Genomic DNA, 19,576 nt, shown 5'->3' with positions numbered 1-19,576 from the left:
AATAGCAGAACCCAATTTTATGGAATTGATACACAGAAACCTGGCAATCGGAATTCACGATGCTTTGCAGGAAACATTTTTCGAAAAAAATAAATACGCCGATAAAGTAATCGAAAGACTTTTGAAAGCGAATAAAAAATGGGGAAGCCAGGACAGAGCAGTGGTTTCTGAGATTTTCTATAACATCATCCGTTGGAAAAAACGCCTTGAATATTACATGGGGGAAGGTGTAAAGCCCAACAATATTTATAAATTAATCATTGCTTATCTTCTTTGGAGCAAAACGAACTATAAAAAATTTGAAGAATTTGACGGAATAAAAATCGCCGACATTCTTACCAAACTGAAAAAAGGAACCGTTCCTACGAAAGCAATCGAACATTCTATTCCGGAATGGCTTGCCGAAACTTTAGAAAAAGAACTGGGTGAAAAGTGGGAAAAAGAAATGTATGCCCTGAATGAGCAGGCTCCGACGGTTTTAAGAGCAAATTCTCTGAGAACAACAACGAAAGAGCTTATCTCTGATCTTTCTGATGAAAACATCGTTTCTTACCCTATTAAAAATTATCCGGATGCAGTACAATTGGAGGAAAAAAAGAATGTTTTCCTTACCACTGCTTTTAAAGAAGGTTTATTTGAAGTTCAGGATGCATCATCACAAAAAATCGGGTATTTCCTTGATGTAAAGGAAGGACAGAGAGTTGTTGATGCTTGTGCAGGTGCAGGAGGAAAAACGCTTCACTTAGCCGCTTTGATGCAGAATAAAGGACAGATCATCGCACTGGATATTTTCGAATGGAAACTTGCCGAACTGAAAAGACGTGCAAAAAGAGCCGGAGCGCACAACATTGAAACCCGCATGATTTCTGATAATAAAGTAATCAAAAGGCTTCATGAAAAAGCAGACCGATTATTGATCGATGCTCCATGTTCAGGTTTGGGCGTTTTAAAAAGAAATCCGGACAGCAAATGGAAAATCGATCAGGCTTTTATCGACAGAATTAAAATTGAACAGCAGCAGATTCTTCAGGATTATTCTAAAATGCTTAAAAAAGGAGGAAAAATGGTTTACGCAACGTGTTCTATTCTACCTTCTGAAAATAATTTGCAGGTTGATGAATTCATCAGAAACAATCCGAACTTTAAAATGATTAAAGACGAAAAAGTAATGCCAAGTGAAGGCTATGACGGATTCTATATGGCTTTAATTGAAAGAGTTTCTTAAAAAACATTCTTTATATAATGAACAAAACTACTCTTTTCAGGGTAGTTTTTTTGTTACATTTATATTTCGTAATCTTTAAATCTTTATATCTTCTTTTTAATTTGATATCTGATATTAATCATACTGCTTTTTAACGCAAAGGATCGCTAAGATTCTTTTATATACCAACTGTTTTTAAGTTCGCAAAGGCGTGTCACTCAGCAAAGAACTCAAAGATTTCCAACAAGATAAATTACAGGCAATTATTTTCTAACAATATAAAAATGAATTTCTAAATAATATCTATTCAGTTAACAATTATCTTTGCTAAAACCATTTCAAATTATGCATCTAAGAATTTTAGTAAGCTTCTTTACTTTTTTATGCTGTTTATCTTTTGCACAGACGTACGAAGTACAGTACCTCAGTTCATCCAACGGAAAAGTTTTAACGGAACAGTCTCCCACTTTAGTCTGGGCAAATGAAAAGGAAAATTTTATCCTGAATAATAAAATAAGAGAACAAAAAGCAGATTTCCCTTTCGAAATTACGAAAATTGAAAGACCTTCGAATACGGTAATTTCTTATGCGTTTTTAAAATCTGACGAAATTATTTCAACTTCAGACAAAGAATCTGTGGCAAAACAGACTTTTGAATTTACCAATGAAACCAAGAAAATTTTAGGCTACACCTGCAAAAAAGCAGTTACCAAAATCAATTCCAACACTATTGAAGTCTGGTACACCAACGATCTGAAAATTCAGGGAGGACCTTCTGTAATCGGGCAAAATCTGGGATTTGTTCTGGAAATTGAAAGAAATAAAAACTCTCTGATCACCGCTCAATCGATTAAAAAAGTTAAGAAAACTAACATTGATGCTATTCTGAAAGGATCAATTAATTCAACCGATCAGTTAGGTTACAGAGATCTTTTGTGGAAAAGCAGATTCACTACCCTTAAAGTTTTTGATCATGAAACCCTTAATTTTTCAGATGAATCTAAATCTGACGAAAACATAAAAAGATTCGCCAACGGAACCATTATTCTGAAAAAAATTAAGTTCCCTAAAATTTCCGAGGGCGAAAATATTTTTGTTGAATTAAAACAACAATCCAAGGGCGACGCTTACGACAGAACCGGAACCGTATTTTTTGTACCGCAGGACAAATCGCAGTCGTTTTTCGACGGACTGGAAAAAGGCGTAAAAACACTTCCTGTTTATGAAAACGGAAACGGAAAACAATATTACGGAATTACAGCAACGGAAAATTACAATCCTGCAGTAGAAATGATGAGATTTTTCACGGCGTTCGGGATCAATAAGTTCAATCATATTCAGTTAAAAGATAAAAACTGGCAGACCATCAGTCCGTACCGTGAAGACATCACAGACCTTAAGCCTTCCCTTTCTGAAAAGGAATTATGGATCGGAACATTCATCGGAAATTACGATAAAGGCGGTCATAAAGTCAGTTTGGAAATCACCATCCACAAAAGCGATCAGACAATCTATAAAAACAATACGGTTATTCCTTTATTCAACACTTTAAACATCATGGAAACGGCGGGACAGGACTATTCTACCATGTTTAATAATGATAAAGGACTGTTTGTAGAGTTTACTTTAAAAAAGGATCTGAAAAATGCCCAGTTGAAATATACAACTACCGGTCATGGAGGCTGGGAAAACGGCGATGAATTTGTACCGAAAGCCAACTCGATCTTTTTAGACGGAAAAATGACCTATTCTTTTGTGCCGTGGAGAACCGACTGCGGATCTTATCGTCTTTATAATCCGGCTTCAGGAAATTTTCCGGACGGGCTTTCATCATCCGATCTCAGCAGATCGAACTGGTGTCCCGGAACCGTTACCAATCCAAATTTCATACAACTTGGAGATTTAAAAGCCGGAAAACATACCATTCAGGTAAAAATTCCGCAGGGCCCAACTGAAGGAACGAGCTTCAGTTCGTGGAACGTTTCAGGAGTTCTGTTAGGTTCCGAATAAAAACAAAACCTTCTCGCAAACTGAATTGCAAGAAGGTAAAAACACAAATGATGAAAAAAAATTATTTCGAGCCACAAAGTAAGGGTTAAAATTTGTAGAATAAATTACCATACATTAAGAAATATCTCATAATAATTTCGTATGTAATGAATAAATTAGAGATCTGAGTTAAAAAAATCAACTAAAATCATATTTTCAATTTAAAATAATTAAATTTTTACTTCATTTTAAATTAATTAATTAAAAATATCAACTTATTTAATTTTTTTGTTGTTATTTTTAAACCACTATTCTACTTTTGTTTCAAATTAAATGAAAAAAAAATGTGTGGAATTGTATGTTTGTTTAACGCCAAACAAAAAACCGAAATATTAAGACCTCAGGTTCTTGAAATGTCTAAAAAAATTCGTCACCGTGGTCCGGACTGGAGCGGAGTGTTCCAGAATGACAAAGTGGTTTTCTCTCATGAAAGACTTGCTATCGTGGATCCTACCTCCGGAAAACAGCCGTTATTTACCAAAGACGGAAAAATAGTTCTTGCCGTGAACGGTGAAATCTACAATCACAGAGAACTGAAAGAAGAATTTCCTGATTATGAATTTCAGACACAGTCAGACTGTGAGGTTATTTTAGCTTTATATCAAAAATACGGAAAAGATTTTGTTGAAAAATTAAACGGAATTTTTGCCTTTTCTTTATATGACACAGAAAATGATGTGTATCTCATTGCACGCGATCACATGGGAATCTGTCCTCTATATCACGGTTGGGATAAAAACGGAAACTATTACGTTGCCTCAGAACTGAAAGCGCTGGAAGGAGTCTGCAAAACCATTGAGACTTTTTTACCGGGACATTTGGTGTACAGCAAAGACGGAAGCGAGCTTCAGCAATGGTATAAAAGAGACTGGGAAAGTTTTGATGCCGTAAAAGATAACGAAACGGATATTGAGAAATTAAGAAAAGGACTGGAAGATGCGGTTCACAGACAATTGATGAGCGACGTTCCTTACGGAGTTTTGCTTTCAGGCGGATTAGATTCTTCCGTAATTTCTGCGATAACGGCAAAATTTGCAAGACAGAGAGTGGAAAGCGGAGATACACAGGAAGCGTGGTATCCGAGATTGCACAGTTTTGCAGTCGGTTTGGTAGGATCGCCGGATTTGGCAGCAGCTCAGAAAGCAGCAGAACACATCGGTTCGGTTCACCATGAAGTTAATTTTACCGTTCAGGAAGGTCTGGATGCAGTTCGTGATGTTATTTATCATCTGGAAACGTATGACGTAACGACGGTAAGAGCTTCTACTCCGATGTATCTTTTGGCAAGAGTGATTAAATCGATGGGAATTAAAATGGTGCTTTCGGGAGAAGGTTCTGATGAACTGTTCGGTGGTTATTTATACTTCCATAAAGCTCCGAATGCGAAAGAATTCCATGATGAAACCGTAAGAAAATTAGGAAAACTTCACCTGTACGATTGTTTAAGAGCCAACAAAGCGTTGATGAGTTGGGGAATTGAAGGACGTGTTCCTTTCTTAGACAAAGAATTTATGGATATTGCCATGACTGTGAATCCAAAAGATAAAATGGTAAATGCTGCCGAAGGAAAAATTGAAAAGTGGGTTCTGAGAAAAGCTTTCGAAGATATTCTTCCGGAATCTATTGTCTGGAGACAGAAAGAGCAGTTTTCGGATGGAGTCGGTTATTCATGGATCGATACTTTAAAAGCGGTTGCTGAAAAAGAAGTAACGGACGAAATGATGGCAAATGCAAAATTCAGATTTCCTTTAAATACACCTCAAAACAAGGAAGAATACCGTTACAGAACAATTTTTGAAGAACATTTCCCAAGTGAAACTGCGGCCGCAACAGTTCCTTCGGTTCCTTCCGTTGCCTGTTCTACGCCGATTGCGCTGGAATGGGATGAAGCATTCAAAAACATGAACGATCCGAGCGGAAGAGCGGTAAAAGTGCATGAAACTTCTTACGGAGAATAGATTCAGGAGTATGAGAATGTGAGCGTTTTTTGAGTTTGTGAGATTTTTTTTATTCTTCCCTATTTTTGGTTAACAAATAGAAGATGAGCATTCTGAAACGAAATCCTGAACTCTAAAAATCTAAACTTTACATAAAAATTTATCAATCCTGTAGCAATACAGGATTTTCTTTTGCATTTACCTTAATAATATTGTCAGAATTTAACCGTTAATCAAATATATTATCTAATAAATAATTATATTTGGAAAACGAAAATATCAATTATAAAAAAATGAGAAGAAACATTACTATCTTATTTGCTTTATTATCCATGACTTTTGCTTTCGGACAGGGAAAATATGGTAAATATCTTAGCTCCAAAAAACTGGCAATGGTGTATAAAAGTGTGAAAGATGGCGATAAAGACGACTTCTACCAACAATATTACTGGCTGGTAAAAGCGGAACAGCTGAAAACGTATCCTCACCTTAAAGATATAAAACCGAAAGTTTTATATGAATTTGTAAAAAAAGTGAATCCTCAGAATCCGACTAAAAAACTGGATGCAAGAGGTAAAGAACTTAGAGAAACCGCAGAATTATCCTTAAACCAGTATTTCAAAAACAAAAATCTGGATAACAATTCTGTTTTAATGTACAATCTGGAAACGTATGTAGATCCTTCTAAAGGACAGTATTATACAAAAGTTGATGCAGAAAAAATTAAGGAACTGGTTCCGAAAGAGCTTTATGCTTTCAACTCCAACAACAGAAATACTGGAGAAGATAAGACGTATTATCTTTGGATCAATAAAGAAAAAGAAGATTTCAATATCGTAGACATTATTCCTGAAGAGAAAGAAAATAAAGCGTTCTATGCGAGAGTGAAACAGTATCTTCCAAGCTATAAATTCTCAAAATATGTTCCTTCTGTGAAAAAAGGGACAAAAACGGACAGAACAGATGCAGATTTCTACTACATCATGCCGTTTGAGCAAAACACAGATAACATCGAATACAAAACAAAAGATTTCAAAACTTTCGAATTAAGCCAGTACAGAAAAGCTTACGAAGAATGGAAAGGGGTTGAAAAACCAAGAAAATAAATTAAAAAGTCCTGTGAAGTTTCGCAGGACTTTTTTATTGGAATATTTTTTAATACAAATGGCACAAATTTTTGCACGAATATTCACAATTGATCGTAAAATTTAAGAAAATAGAATATTATAAATGTCGTTATTGATAACATCATCAAAAACTTAAAATAGCTAACAGTTAAGGAGTATCAGGAAAAATATTGCAGCAAATAGATTTTTCCTTCGTGGAAATAACAGCTTAATCCATCGATTAACATCGTGTCTTTATTAAAAGGAATAAAAATTGCTCTGAAAATTACATTCTCATTTTTTTTGAACCAAACAAATCTGGAAGCTTTTCCAGTAAAAATACATGTCAGAAACACTTTCGCAGCCTCAAAATTCGATTAAAAAAATTCTGCCGCTGATTCTTGCAACGGCTATCTTCATGCAGATGCTGGATTCCACTATTCTGAATACTTCCCTGCCTTCCATCGCAAAAGATCTTCAGGAATCTCCGCTGAATATGCAGAACGCCATCATCAGTTATGTACTTACATTAGCCGTTTTTATGCCGGCAAGCGGATTTCTGGCAGACCGTTTCGGAACCAAAAAAGTATTTATATTTTCCCTGATTCTTTTCAGTTTGGGATCTCTGTTTTGTGCCATGTCTCAAAATCTTACACAGCTCGTTATTTCCCGTGTTATTCAGGGTATTGGAGGAAGTTTGATGACGCCTGTCGGAAAATTAGCTTTAATTAAAACTTTCGATAAAAGTGAATTATTAAAGGCGATGAACTTTGCCATTATTCCTGCACTGATCGGTCCCGTTCTCGGTCCTTTGGTGGGAGGTTATATGGTAGATTATCTTTCGTGGCACTGGATTTTTTTAATTAACATCCCGATCGGAATTCTGGGAATTGTTTTAGGTATAAAGTTCATGCCCAACTACACATCCAAAGACGTTGATTTTGATCTGAAAGGATTTTTGATCTTTGCAGCAGCCTCTCTCCTGCTTTCCATTGCTTTGGAACTTTTCGGAGATATACAGAATACAACACCGGTTCTGGTCATTTTCATTCTAGGATTTCTTTGTCTCTACTACTATTACAAACACGCCAAACGTGATGAAAGCCCTATCTTTCCTTTAAATTTATTTCAGGTAAGAACTTTCAGAGTCGGAATTGTCGGAAATCTTGCCACCAGATTAGGAATCAGCTCTGTTCCGTTGCTTTTACCGTTAATGATTCAGATTGCGTATAAACAATCGGCAGTAACTTCCGGCTGGATCATCGCTCCGATGGCTTTAACCGCAATGTTCGGGAAATCGTATGTGATAAAAATCTTAGACCGTTTTGGTTACCGACAGACTTTAATGACGAATACTTTTATTATCGGAACGCTGATCTGTCTTCTGGCAATTCCCGATATCAACACCTCATTGTATTGGTTTATTCCTATTATTTCCATTTTGGGATTCTTTAATTCCATTCAGTTTACCTCCATGAATACCATTTCTATTGCGGATCTGCGAAATTTTCAGACCAGCAGCGGAAATTCACTTATATCCGTCAATCAGCAGCTTGCCATCGGATTCGGAATTGCTTTCGGATTAATTGTGCTTAAAATTTTTGAAAATACCGATCTTATTCACGGAGAAATCCACAACGCTTTCCGATTTACTTTTCTTACTGTCGGAATTCTAACGATCATCTCCGGATTTATTTTCCGCAGGCTTCATATTTCGGATGGGAAGAATATGAAATCGAAGGAGGATTGATAAAACAAACCGGTTTGTCGATTTCCTAATTTAGGCAAAGAAAAAATCAATTGTTCATTTATTTCAGGAGCTTTTTGCAGCTTTCGCTACTCGCTTTTTTGGGATTCGGCGGCTGCTTCGCAGCCGCCGAATCCCAAAAAAGAGTTCAGACATGCCGCTCAATAAGCTATGAAATTGTGGAGAACATTTTATTCAAGGGGAAATTTCAGCTTTAGTTCTGGAACCACCCCGTCAAAAATTTCTCCGAAATTTTCGCCACCCCTCCAAAGGAGGGGAATTTTTTAAATCCCAAATAAAAAACTGAAAACATCCGCTCAGCGCAATCATCAATAATCAATAATCAATAATCAATAATCAATCATCAATCAATCCCCCTTATTAACACAGATCAATGTACAGGATTTTTGCTTAAGATACCTTTGCTTCATAATACAACCATATTATGGCAACTAAAAAAATAGAAAAAATAGTATCTCCGAAACCTGCGCATTTTGTGGGCGACGGTTTTAGGGTTCATAATTTTATTCCGGGCGTTCAGGGAATGGATATGAAAAGAATGGATCCGTTCATTATGCTCGATTACAATTCAAAATTTCACTTTAACGGAACAGATCAGCCTCGCGGAGTGGGCGTTCATCCGCACCGAGGTTTTGAGACTGTAACCATAGCCTATAAAGGAAAAGTGCAGCATCATGACAGCGCAGGAGGTGGCGGAATTATCGGTGAGGGCGATGTACAGTGGATGACTGCCGCAAAAGGTGTTCTTCACAAAGAATATCACGAAAAAGAATGGGCAAAAGATGGCGGAATTTTCCAGATGGTTCAGCTTTGGGTAAATCTTCCGTCGGTTTATAAAATGAGCTGTCCGAAATATCAGGCAATTAAAAATTCGGATATGACGAAAGTGGATCTTGGAGAAAACGGACATATTGAAGTGATTGCCGGAGAATATCAAAATCAGAAAGGTCCCGCTTTTACCTTCAGTCCGGTTCATATGATGAATGCAAAACTGAAAAATGGTGGAAAAGCTGCATTCACCTTTCCCGAAAATTTCAATACTGCTACATTGGTGATTGAAGGAAGTATTGTCATTAATAATGAAGAAAAAGCGCCACTCAATCATCTCGTTCTGTTTCAAAATGAAGGAGAAGATTTCACTATAGAAGCAAAAGAAGACTCAATCGTTTTAATCATCAGCGGAATGCCTTTAAATGAGCCTATCTTTCCTCATGGCCCATTTGTGATGAATTCCAGAGAAGAAATTATGCAGGCTTTTGAAGATTTCAATTTAGGGAGATTCGGTTATCTTGCAGATTAATTTTAATTAAAAATCATCATCAAGCTGTTCTTTTTATTAATTTTATATATTTAGATGATGGTTCGGAAAATATCCGGATAATTTACTAATTATTTCAAGCCATTAAATAAAACATGGAAACTAATACGATTAAAGAACTGAGAAACAGAATAAACATTCCTTTACATTCAGCCCAAAAACTCCTGAAGAAAAACAATAATGATGTAGAATTAAGTATACAGGAATTTCATCGCAACAAAATTAATACGATATGCAGATTAACTGAATGTGATGATAAAACTGCAAAAAAATATTACCATATCTGTAAGCATGATGAAGAGAAAGCCATGAAAAAAATTCAGGAAAAACTCTTATATTTTACAGCAACACCAGATCAGCAAATTCATAAAATAGGATTTATATTATGGGCTGAAAACAGCAGTCTGGAAAAATATTACATCCCAACAGACAAGGGGATCTTCATTCAATCTAAAGATTTCGATTATGTAATTGACATTTTTAAAGCTGCCGATTCTGAAACGTTTGACATCACAAGTCATAACCGATATAAAAATGAAACGATGAGAAAAATTGTAAATCAGATCGCAAGATTACCTGTTGAAACAGCGGATGAAGAATTATTTTTACGGAATCTGATTAAATGGTTCAATTCCAAACTGAGATTCGCAGAAGAAATCGTAGTTTATGGGAATCTATAAACATTCAACCTCAAAAGTCCTCATGTAAGGATTCAAAGTAAAACAAAAATTTAATACAAATAAATCACGCACATCATGTCAAACATCGGACTTATTATAGAAGAAAAATCTGCGGACATCGGAAACTTTCTGGTCGGAAGATTATTGCCTTTCCGTGAAAAAAGAGCAGTCGGACCTTTCGTTTTTATCGATCATATGGGACCATCCGACTTAAAAGATTATCAGAATCTTGATGTTCCACCACATCCGCACATCGGGCTTTCAACATTAACATATCTTCTGGAAGGATCTATTTTTCACAGAGACAGCATCGGAAGTGCTCTGGAAATAAAACCGGGAGCCGTAAACTGGATGACTGCCGGAAAAGGTGTGGTACACTCTGAAAGAACTCCGGAATATCTGAGACATTCTGATAAAAGACTTCACGGATTCCAGATCTGGGTGGGACTTCCGAAACATCTGGAACAGTCTGAACCCACATTTCACCACATTGAAGCAGATGAAATTCCGGTTTGGGAAGAAGACGGAATTCAGTATAAATTAATTGCAGGGGAAGCTTTTGGGAAAAAATCGCCGGTTCCTGTTCACAGTAAGCTGTTTTTTATTGAAATTAAAACCAAAGAAGCAAAAAAGATCAGCATAGGAAAAGATCTTTATGGAGAAGCGGCTATGTACGTTCTGGACGGGACTGTTTCTACTGACGGAAATTCTTACGGATCTAAACAACTGATGATAGCCAAAAACACCCAACTCTGCGAATTTGACATGAGCGAAAACGGAACGGTTTATCTTTTCGGTGGCGAACCATTTGAAGAAGAGCGGTTTATATTCTGGAATTTTGTAAATTCCGAAAAAGAACTGATCGATCAGGCAAAAGTGAATTGGCACGACCAGAACCACGATGCTTTTCCTTTGGTTCCTGGAGATGAAAATGAATATGTCCCACTTCCGAAAGCTATTTTAAACAGAAAACCGTAATTCAATTTTTAAATCATACATGATGAAAATATTAGCATTTGCAGGAAGTACGTCTTCCACTTCCATCAACAGGGAACTTGTAAAATTCGTTCTAAAAGATTTTAAGAATGAAGAAATCAATCTGATTGATCTGAATGATTTTGATATGCCTGTTTTTTCCGTAGACCGTGAAAAGAAAGGTTTTCCGGAAGAAGCACACCATTTTCTGAAAGCGATAGAAGAATGTGATGTGATTATTTGTTCGCTTGCGGAACACAACAGATCTTACAGTGCGGCTTTTAAAAACGTTTTCGACTGGGCTTCAAGAATCAACGTGAAGGTTTTTCAGGACAAGCCGATGTTTCTGATGTCTACTTCTCCGGGAGGTTACGGCGGCGGAAATGTGATGAATACGGCAAAAATATTTTTCCCGAATTTCGGAGCGGATATCAAAGAAACTTTCTCGCTTCCTAAATTTTATGAAAATTTTGATCTGGAAAGCGGTGTCATCAACCCTGAAATGCTGAAAGAGCTGAACAGTAAAGTGGAAAATTTCAAAAATACGATCCGCAAATAATGACCAAAGGAAGATTAGAAGCCTTCAGTGACGGGGTCCTTGCGATCATCATCACGATTATGGTACTGGAACTGAAAGTTCCGGAAGGAAATGACTGGCAAAGCCTTAAACCGCTTATTCCTAAATTTCTGGCGTATATTTTCAGCTTTCTGTATGTAGGAATTTACTGGAACAATCATCATCACCTTTTTCAGACAGTGAAAAAAGTAAACGGAAAAGTTCTTTGGGCAAACCTTCATCTGCTGTTCTGGCTTTCCTTAATGCCTTTTGCAACGGAATGGATCGGAGAAACACATTTTGCCAAAAATCCGGTAGCCACTTACGGATTCGGACTGGTACTTTGTGCGATTGCCTATACGATTCTGGAAAATGCGATCATAAAATCCGAAGGGGAAAGCTCTAAGCTGAAACAGGCCATTGCTTCCCGCTTTAAGGAAAATGCATCCATAGTGCTTTATGTTTCAGGAATTATTGTTTCATTTATTTATCCCTATATTGCAGTAGCACTATATTATACGGTTGCTTTGCTCTGGCTGATTCCGGACAGACGAATAGAAAAAACTTTAAACGAAAATTGATATGGAAACACACGAATATGTAAACGGAGAGATTACCGTGCTCTGGCAACCCAAAAAGTGCATCCACGCCGCCGTTTGTGTAAAAACACTTCCGAAAGTGTATAACCCGAAAGAAAGACCGTGGCTGAAACCTGAAAATGCAACCGCAGAAGAACTTAAAAACCAAATCGACCTGTGTCCTTCAGGAGCACTGAGTTATCAATTCAATACCAAAAAATAATGGCAATCACAGTAAAAGCAAGTCTGGGAACAGAAAAATACTACACCGAAGTTGTTGCGGGAGAAAACACGCTGATTACAGATGAACCTGTAGACAAAGGCGGCGGAAATAAAGGTTTTAATCCTTTTGAAATTCTTGCCACTTCCCTCGCAAGCTGCACAGCAGCAACCTTAAGAATGTACATCGACCGAAAAGAATGGAACGTCGAAAAAATAAACGTTGAAGTGGAACTGGAAAATTTTCCTTTAACGAAAAGAGCCATTTTCAAAAGAGACATCAGTTTTGAAGGCACAAATCTTGATGATGAACAACTGAAAAGACTTCACGCCATAGCGGATGCGTGTCCGATTCATAAGATTCTTACAAACGATATAGAAATACTAACCAAATTTTCATAATATGATTGAAGTAAAACAAACCAACGACCCGAAACACGGAAATTTTGAAGCATTCATAGACGGAAACCATGCAGGTTTAATGACGTACACCTGGGCTGGAGAAGAAAGATTCATCATCGATCACACCGAAGTTGAAGAAGCATACAACGGAAAAGGCGTTGGGAAAGAAATGCTTCTTGCGGCAGTAGATTTTGCAAGAAAGAACGGAAAAACAATTATTCCGCTTTGTCCTTTTGCCAAGGCTACTTTCCAGAAGCATGAAGAACTTCAGGATGTTCTGGTAAATAAGACACAGGCTTAGTTTTAAGCTAAGGTTGAGATTAAGTTTGAGCTTCTGAGTTCTCAGCCTTAACTTCAACATTACATATAAAACCTTCCGGAAATATATCCTGAAGGTTTTTTCTTTTTAGGCAGAACAGAAAAAAACTATATTTGCTAAAATTTAAATTAAAGCATGAATTCCGGAACTGTTCTTTTGCTGTTTGTTTTTGTCTATTTCATCGGACTTTTGGTTATTTCTTATTTTACAAGCCGAAATTCTGATAATCAGTCGTTTTTTATCGGGAATAAAAAAAGTAAATGGTGGCTTGTCGCTTTCGGAATGATCGGAACCAGCTTAAGCGGAGTAACATTTATTTCCGTTCCCGGAACAGTCGGAAAAATGACGGGAACTGAATACATCTACGGTGGATTCGAATATTATATGATGGTGATCGGCTTTTTCATCGGATATTTTATTGTTGCCGCAATTCTTCTTCCGCTGTATTACAAAATGAACCTCACCTCGATTTATACGTATTTAGGCAAAAGATTCAATGTCGAAGCGCATAAGATCGGGTCAATATTTTTTATTATTTCAAGGGCAATTGGGGCAACGGCAAGGTTATATTTAGTGGTCAACGTTCTTCAGATTTTCCTTCTGGAAGGTTTAGGCGTTCCTTTCTGGGTTACCGCTTTAGTTCTGCTGTTAATGGTGCTTTTATACACGTTTGAAGGCGGTGTAAAAACAATTGTGATTACCGATACTTTGCAGACTTCATTCATGATTATCAGTCTGATTGCGTGTATCGTTTATATTTTATCCCATTTAAATTTATCATTAGGCGAAGCATATACGATTTTAGAACAGAAAAATTATACCCACTTCATCAATTTTGATCCGAATTCTAAAACATTTTTCCTGAAAACGATTTTAGGGGGAATTTTCATTACGATTGCGATGACAGGATTAGATCAGGAAATGATGCAGAAAAATATCTCTGTGGATAATCTTAAAAATTCAAAGAAAAATATGCTCACTTTCGCAGGAACACTGCTTTTTGTGAATCTGGCATTCCTGTTTTTAGGAGGTCTTCTTTATCTTTTTGCTTTGCAGAACGGCGCAGAATATGGAAAAATAGACGGAGAAACCGTTACCAATATTTTCGGGTTCAAAGACTCTGCGGGTAACATTAAAAATATCATGGGAGACGACCTGTTTCCCGCTTTATCGCTTCAGGGACATTTCCCTATGATCATTTCCGTTATCTTCATTATCGGATTAATTTCGGCATTATTTCCTTCTGCGGATGGCGCTTTAACTGCCGTTACGAGTTCGTATTGCGTAGATCTTTTAAATCTCAATGAAGATAAAAACAAAACGGAGAAAGAGAAAAAACAACTTCGTATGAAGGTTCATTTAACGTTTACGATCATTTTCTTTATTTTGATTATGGTCTTTAAAGCTTTGAATGACAAATCGATTGTTTACCTCATCATGGAGATTGCAGGATATACTTACGGACCGCTTTTAGGACTTTTTGCCTTCGGAATTTTCACAAAGTTTCAGATTTCAAGGAAATATTCAATTTTGGCGGTAACGATTTTAGCTCCGGTTGCAACTTACATTATCAATTATCTGGTAACAACGTATACGGATTACAGAATCGGGGTAGAATTAATTGTTCTGAACGGGTTATTAACTTTCATTGGACTGTGGATCGTAAGACATAAATCTTATCTGAAGATTGTTTAGAATAATGAACAATTGTTCTAAGCTGATGTTCTCTGCTTAATCATGAAAATTCATTTTTCTATTCTGAATGCGGTTTTACCATTATTTTTTTATGAATGGTGGTATATTCTTGTTTCCTTTGCCTTCGTTGTAATTATAGAGTCTTTGATTTTTTCATTTTTATTTAAAACCAGCTTTAAATTAATCTGGCATGATGTCTTTATCATGAATATATTTTCGACTCTTGGAGGTTTTATGATTCAGGGTATCATCAGATTAGGTTTAGGTATTTCATTATTTAGTTATTTAGATAGCTATGATTATTTTCCCGTCTTGGATATTATTTTTGGAAATGTAAAATCCCCTGTACATTCAAAAATCACCTCTGAAATCATTTTTGATTTAGCGATAAGTATTCTGATAACTTATCTCATGTCAATCTTTATGGAATATTCTTCAGTCAGAAGGAATAAAGTATTGATCCACGTTGAAAAAAGTAAAATTTTTAAAGGAATTATCATTGCTAATCTGGTATCATATTCTTTGTTAAGTATCTGGATTTTTTACAGACTGAGCAATTTTTAGATTTAAAAACGTGAATCTTTCATATTTCCGTAAGCCATTAAAAAATTGTAAATTCGCATACAAATAAATCTTATATAATGAGTAAAAGTATTGAAGAGTTAAAATCTCTTACTACACAAATCAGAAGAGACATTTTAAGAATGGTTCATGCTGTAAATTCCGGTCACCCGGGAGGAAGTTTAGGCTGTACTGAATATTTCACAGCCCTTTACGGAAAGGTAATGAACTACCATCTTCCTTTCAAGATGGAAGGTAAAAATGAAGATCATTTCTATCTTTCTAACGGACATATTTCTCCGGTATTCTATTCTACTTTGGCAAGATTCGGATTTTTTCCGGTTCAGGAGCTTAGTACATTCAGAAAATTAGATTCAAGATTACAGGGACACCCGACTACTCACGAAGGTCTTCCGGGCGTAAGAGTGGCTTCAGGTTCTTTAGGACAGGGACTTTCTGTAGCTTTGGGCGTAGCTCAGGGTAAAAAACTGGACGGAGACAGCTCTTTGGTTTACTCTCTTCACGGCGATGGCGAATTGCAGGAAGGTCAGGTTTGGGAAGCATTTATGTACGCAGCAGCCAAAAAAGTAGACAATATTATTTCTACCATCGATTATAACGGACAACAGATCGACGGAAGTACAGATAACGTACTTTCTTTAGGAAATCTTCATGCAAAACTGGAAGCTTTCGGATGGACAGTTCTGGAAGAGAAAAACGGTAACGACCTTGAGGCGGTAATTGCCATTCTTGAAAAAGCAAAAACGGAAACCGGAAAAGAAAAACCGGTAGCCATTATTCTTCATACAGAGATGGGTTATGGTGTAGATTATATGATGGGAACTCATGCTTGGCACGGAAAAGCTCCGAATGATGAGCAACTGGAAACAGCATTCAAACAGTTATACTTAGAGGCTCCGGCTGACTATTAATATGAATGATTACTGATGATTGATGAATTATATTTTTACATCAATTATCATCCATCATTAATCAATTATTAAAATTTAAAATCCTCATGAAATTTACATATACAGAAAAAAAAGATACACGTTCAGGATTCGGAGCCGGATTGGCTGAACTTGCAGATAAAAATCCTAATGTTGTGGCGCTTTGTGCAGACCTTATCGGTTCTTTGAAGATGGAAAAATTCATTGAAAAGGCTCCTGAAAGATTTTTTCAGGTAGGTATTGCGGAAGCGAATATGATGGGTCTTGCAGCCGGTCTCAGCATTACAGGAAAAATTCCTTTTACGGGAACTTTCGCTAACTTTTCTACTTCAAGAGTTTACGATCAGATTCGTCAGTCGATTGCGTACTCCAATAAAAATGTAAAAATCTGTGCTTCTCACGCGGGTCTTACTTTGGGTGAAGACGGTGCAACACACCAGGTTCTTGAAGACATCGGAATGATGAAAATGCTTCCGGGAATGACGGTGATTAATCCTTGTGATTACAACCAGACAAAAGCGGCTACTTTAGCGATTGCTGATTTTGAAGGTCCTGTTTATTTAAGATTCGGAAGACCTGTAGTTCCTGTTTTCATTCCGGAAGATATGCCTTTCGAGATCGGAAAAGGAATTATGCTTCAGGAAGGAACGGATGTAACAATTGTTGCAACGGGACATTTGGTTTGGGAATCTTTGCTTGCTGCAGATGAGCTTGAAAAAGAAGGTATTTCTTGTGAAGTGATCAATATCCACACGATTAAACCTTTGGACGAAGAAATCATCTTAAAATCTGTTGAAAAGACAGGAAAAATCGTAACGGCTGAAGAACACAACTACATCGGTGGTCTGGGAGAATCTGTTGCGGGAATGTTGGCAAGAAAAAGACCGACAAGACAGGAATTTGTAGCAGTAAACGATACTTTCGGAGAATCTGCAACGCCTGCTGAATTGATGAAGAAATATAAAATTGATTCTACTGCCGTGAAAGAAGCAGTGAAGAGAATTTTAGATAAATAATTCTTTTAAAAATAAATAAAAAAGCATCCAAAAAGGGTGCTTTTTCGTTTGTTAACATCTTCGCAAGGGAGCGAAGCCTTTTCGTAATCCATACATTTTAAGGCACAAGGATTTTCATCTTCAATAAAACTGATTGAGTAAAATCTTATTTTCTTACCTTAAAAGCAGAGTCAAAATTTAAAGAACCTTACTTCTTGCAAAATTCCAAGAAAATTATTTTAGCTTTCTATCTTCTTCTTTTATCGCTAAATCATTAATGCTTGCAAATCTTTTTCTCATCAAACCATTTTCGTCAAATTCCCAGTTTTCGTTTCCGTAAGCCCGGAACCAGTTTCCTTCTTTATTCTGATATTCATACTCGAAACGTACAGCAATACGGTTATCTGCATGCGCCCAATATTCTTTTTTCAGCTTATAATTAAATTCTTTCTGCCATTTGCTGCTGAGGAATTTTACAATTTCTTCTCTGCCATTTACAAATTGATCTCTGTTTCTCCATTCACTGTCTAAAGTGTAGGCTTTGGAAACTCTTTCAGGATCCTGACTGTTCCATGCATCTTCTGCAAGCTGAATTTTTTCAAGGGCTGTCTCTAAAGTGAACGGTGGAAGTGGGTGTTTCTGTTCCATTTTTAATGTATTAGATTGTTAACTATTTTTTTTGATTTTTCTATTAATTCATTTGATCTGAAAACCTGACTTTCGACAATTGAGCTTTCAAAAAGCAAATAGACATGATCAGAAAGATCTGCATCTTCCAGTAATGATGAAAAATGATCTCTCAAATCCTGTTTATGACTTTGTATAACAGACAGTATTTTTAGGCTATCCGTCGGTATCTCAGATAAAATATTAAGAAAACTGCATCCTCTGAAATTTTCTTTCCGATTCATTTCTACTAAAAAGTCAAAAGAAGCGATCAGTTTTGATTTTACATCTTTTTCGCCTGATACAAATTTGTTGAGCTCATCAAACCAATAATCATGTCTTACGTTCAGAAATTCTACACACAAATCTTCTTTCGATTTAAAATACTGATAAAAACTTGCCTTTGCCACTTTTGCTTCGGCAATGATCTGATTTATTCCCGTGGAATTATATCCTTGCTTAGCAAACAGTTCAAACGTAGTTTCTATGATTCTTTCTTTAGGTGATACCATTCTTTTGTTTTTTTATAAGTCAAAGGTAATACAAAATTTCAAAAACAGACAGACCATTCTGTCTATAACGATGATAAAGATTTATCTATCACAAAAAAGAAGTCTTTTACATCCATAAAAAAGCGGACAAAGCCCGCTCTCAATTTATTATATTGTTAAATTACCTAAAAAACTTCCATTTCGGAATAATCGCCAACATTCCGAAACCTGTAAAAAGGAAAAGATTCGTAACGTCGGTGTAAAGGAAAGTAGACAGGTAATAGTTGTGCATAAAGAAATGCAGAACCAGTAAGGCAGGAAAGGCAAAGATGCCTATTTTTCTGTAAAAAAACATCAGGACAAGACTTACCACCATTAAAGCATCAATCGCGAAAACAGTGTAAGCATACCAAGCGGGAATATTCAGGGTTTCATGCTGCAAATATTCATCAAGATCGATCCCGAATCCCATAATCGTAAACAAGAGCAATGCTGCAAAAGCAAGGATGAAACCCCACCCTTTCTTCGGATCTTCATCAAAATAGCTGTATTCTTCCATAACTTCAAAAATAAAGAACTTATGAGAGATTTCATAAGTTCTTTTATATAATTCGTTTAAAATTTGATTATACAGAGATCGCGTTAATCAGTCTGTTTTTATCACTTAAGTATTCTTCCATAGAAATCATACTTTCTGTTCTCATTACATCCTGAATATCATCGATTTGATAGATGATTCTCTTTGCGTCGTCTGTATTCTTAGCTCTTACTTTGCAGAAAATATTATATTTTCCTGAAATCACGCTAGCTTCAATTACGTTTGGAATAGTAGATAATTCTTTCAGAACTTCCTGAGTTCTGTTAGATTTGGTTAGTAAGATTCCGATAAAAGCGGTGAAGTGATAGTCTAACTTTCCGTAATCTATATTAAGAGATGATCCCAAAATAATACCTGCATCCTCCATCTTTTTCACTCTTACGTGAATTGTACCCGCAGAAACATCCATCTGCTTAGCAATTTCTGTAAAAGGCATTCTTGTGTTCTCTACTAAGAAATCAAGAATTTTCTTGTCTATTTCGTCCAGTTGATAGTTCATATTAGTTAAA

Annotated in this window: 21 protein-coding genes; 17 read left to right on the top strand and 4 right to left on the bottom strand. The window is 36.3% G+C overall.

All coding sequences use genetic code 11. From position 1 onward, the window contains the following. The first annotated feature begins 19 nt into the window (after positions 1-19). The 17 genes from PFY09_RS18105 (at position 20) to PFY09_RS18025 (ending at position 17,333) form a co-directional block, all read left to right on the top strand. Positions 20-1,225, top strand: coding sequence for an RsmB/NOP family class I SAM-dependent RNA methyltransferase (locus PFY09_RS18105; RefSeq protein WP_076395703.1), 1,206 nt, complete (start codon positions 20-22; stop codon positions 1,223-1,225). Positions 1,226-1,549: 324 nt separating this feature from the next. Beyond that, entirely contained in the window at positions 1,550-3,214 is a 1,665-nt protein-coding gene (locus PFY09_RS18100) for a GLPGLI family protein (RefSeq protein ID WP_271160614.1), read from the top strand. A gap of 323 nt (positions 3,215-3,537) precedes the next feature. Beyond that, a complete protein-coding gene (gene asnB, locus PFY09_RS18095; RefSeq protein WP_271160613.1) occupies positions 3,538-5,211 on the top strand; it encodes an asparagine synthase B in 1,674 nt (557 codons plus the stop codon). A 272-nt stretch (positions 5,212-5,483) separates the two neighbouring features. Continuing rightward, positions 5,484-6,296, top strand: coding sequence for a hypothetical protein (locus PFY09_RS18090; protein ID WP_271160612.1), 813 nt, complete (start codon positions 5,484-5,486; stop codon positions 6,294-6,296). A 343-nt stretch (positions 6,297-6,639) separates the two neighbouring features. Then, positions 6,640-8,046, top strand: coding sequence for an MFS transporter (locus tag PFY09_RS18085; RefSeq protein WP_271160611.1), 1,407 nt, complete (start codon positions 6,640-6,642; stop codon positions 8,044-8,046). Between the two features lie 442 nt (positions 8,047-8,488). Further along, positions 8,489-9,364, top strand: a complete 876-nt coding sequence (locus PFY09_RS18080; protein WP_271160610.1) for a pirin family protein — start codon at positions 8,489-8,491, stop codon at positions 9,362-9,364. 113 nt (positions 9,365-9,477) lie between these two features. After that, positions 9,478-10,062, top strand: coding sequence for a hypothetical protein (locus tag PFY09_RS18075; RefSeq protein ID WP_271160609.1), 585 nt, complete (start codon positions 9,478-9,480; stop codon positions 10,060-10,062). A 75-nt stretch (positions 10,063-10,137) separates the two neighbouring features. Continuing rightward, a complete protein-coding gene (locus PFY09_RS18070; RefSeq protein WP_076395687.1) occupies positions 10,138-11,040 on the top strand; it encodes a pirin family protein in 903 nt (300 codons plus the stop codon). Positions 11,041-11,062: 22 nt separating this feature from the next. Further along, positions 11,063-11,596, top strand: coding sequence for an NADPH-dependent FMN reductase (locus tag PFY09_RS18065; RefSeq protein WP_271160608.1), 534 nt, complete (start codon positions 11,063-11,065; stop codon positions 11,594-11,596). After that, a complete protein-coding gene (locus PFY09_RS18060; protein WP_271160607.1) occupies positions 11,596-12,174 on the top strand; it encodes a TMEM175 family protein in 579 nt (192 codons plus the stop codon). The genes PFY09_RS18065 and PFY09_RS18060 overlap by 1 nt, the downstream gene beginning before the upstream one ends. Position 12,175: 1 nt before the next feature. Next, entirely contained in the window at positions 12,176-12,394 is a 219-nt protein-coding gene (locus PFY09_RS18055; protein ID WP_076395681.1) for a (4Fe-4S)-binding protein, read from the top strand. After that, on the top strand, positions 12,394-12,792 hold the full coding sequence (locus PFY09_RS18050) for an OsmC family protein (RefSeq protein ID WP_087707571.1): 399 nt from the start codon (positions 12,394-12,396) through the stop codon (positions 12,790-12,792). The genes PFY09_RS18055 and PFY09_RS18050 overlap by 1 nt, the downstream gene beginning before the upstream one ends. A 1-nt stretch (position 12,793) precedes the next feature. Beyond that, positions 12,794-13,093 (top strand): GNAT family N-acetyltransferase, encoded by a 300-nt coding sequence (locus PFY09_RS18045; RefSeq protein WP_175608849.1) that lies wholly within the window; start codon positions 12,794-12,796, stop codon positions 13,091-13,093. Between the two features lie 153 nt (positions 13,094-13,246). Further along, entirely contained in the window at positions 13,247-14,806 is a 1,560-nt protein-coding gene (locus PFY09_RS18040; RefSeq protein ID WP_271160606.1) for a sodium:solute symporter, read from the top strand. A gap of 42 nt (positions 14,807-14,848) precedes the next feature. Next, complete coding sequence (locus tag PFY09_RS18035) at positions 14,849-15,370, top strand: hypothetical protein (protein WP_271160605.1); 522 nt, start codon at positions 14,849-14,851, stop codon at positions 15,368-15,370. Between the two features lie 77 nt (positions 15,371-15,447). After that, entirely contained in the window at positions 15,448-16,299 is an 852-nt protein-coding gene (locus PFY09_RS18030) for a transketolase (RefSeq protein ID WP_271160604.1), read from the top strand. Positions 16,300-16,385: 86 nt separating this feature from the next. After that, positions 16,386-17,333, top strand: a complete 948-nt coding sequence (locus PFY09_RS18025; protein WP_087707565.1) for a transketolase family protein — start codon at positions 16,386-16,388, stop codon at positions 17,331-17,333. Positions 17,334-17,546: 213 nt separating this feature from the next. Here the strand turns inward: PFY09_RS18025 and PFY09_RS18020 are convergent, their stop codons facing one another. The 4 genes from PFY09_RS18020 to PFY09_RS18005 form a co-directional block, all read right to left on the bottom strand. Further along, positions 17,547-17,960 carry a nuclear transport factor 2 family protein gene (locus PFY09_RS18020; protein WP_268053155.1) on the bottom strand — a complete coding sequence of 138 codons (414 nt, stop codon included), beginning with the start codon at positions 17,958-17,960 and terminating at the stop codon, positions 17,547-17,549. Between the two features lie 2 nt (positions 17,961-17,962). Then, on the bottom strand, positions 17,963-18,490 hold the full coding sequence (locus PFY09_RS18015) for a TetR/AcrR family transcriptional regulator (protein WP_271160603.1): 528 nt from the start codon (positions 18,488-18,490) through the stop codon (positions 17,963-17,965). A 160-nt stretch (positions 18,491-18,650) separates the two neighbouring features. Further along, on the bottom strand, positions 18,651-19,028 hold the full coding sequence (locus tag PFY09_RS18010) for a hypothetical protein (RefSeq protein WP_076392620.1): 378 nt from the start codon (positions 19,026-19,028) through the stop codon (positions 18,651-18,653). A 67-nt stretch (positions 19,029-19,095) separates the two neighbouring features. Then, complete coding sequence (locus PFY09_RS18005) at positions 19,096-19,566, bottom strand: Lrp/AsnC family transcriptional regulator (protein ID WP_029298841.1); 471 nt, start codon at positions 19,564-19,566, stop codon at positions 19,096-19,098. Between the last annotated feature and the right edge of the window lie 10 nt (positions 19,567-19,576).

This window comes from Chryseobacterium gambrini, assembly GCF_027920505.1.
GTDB lineage: Bacteria > Bacteroidota > Bacteroidia > Flavobacteriales > Weeksellaceae > Chryseobacterium > Chryseobacterium gambrini.
Note: the sequence above shows the minus strand (reverse complement) of the source record. Positions and strands in the feature narration are given on the sequence as shown.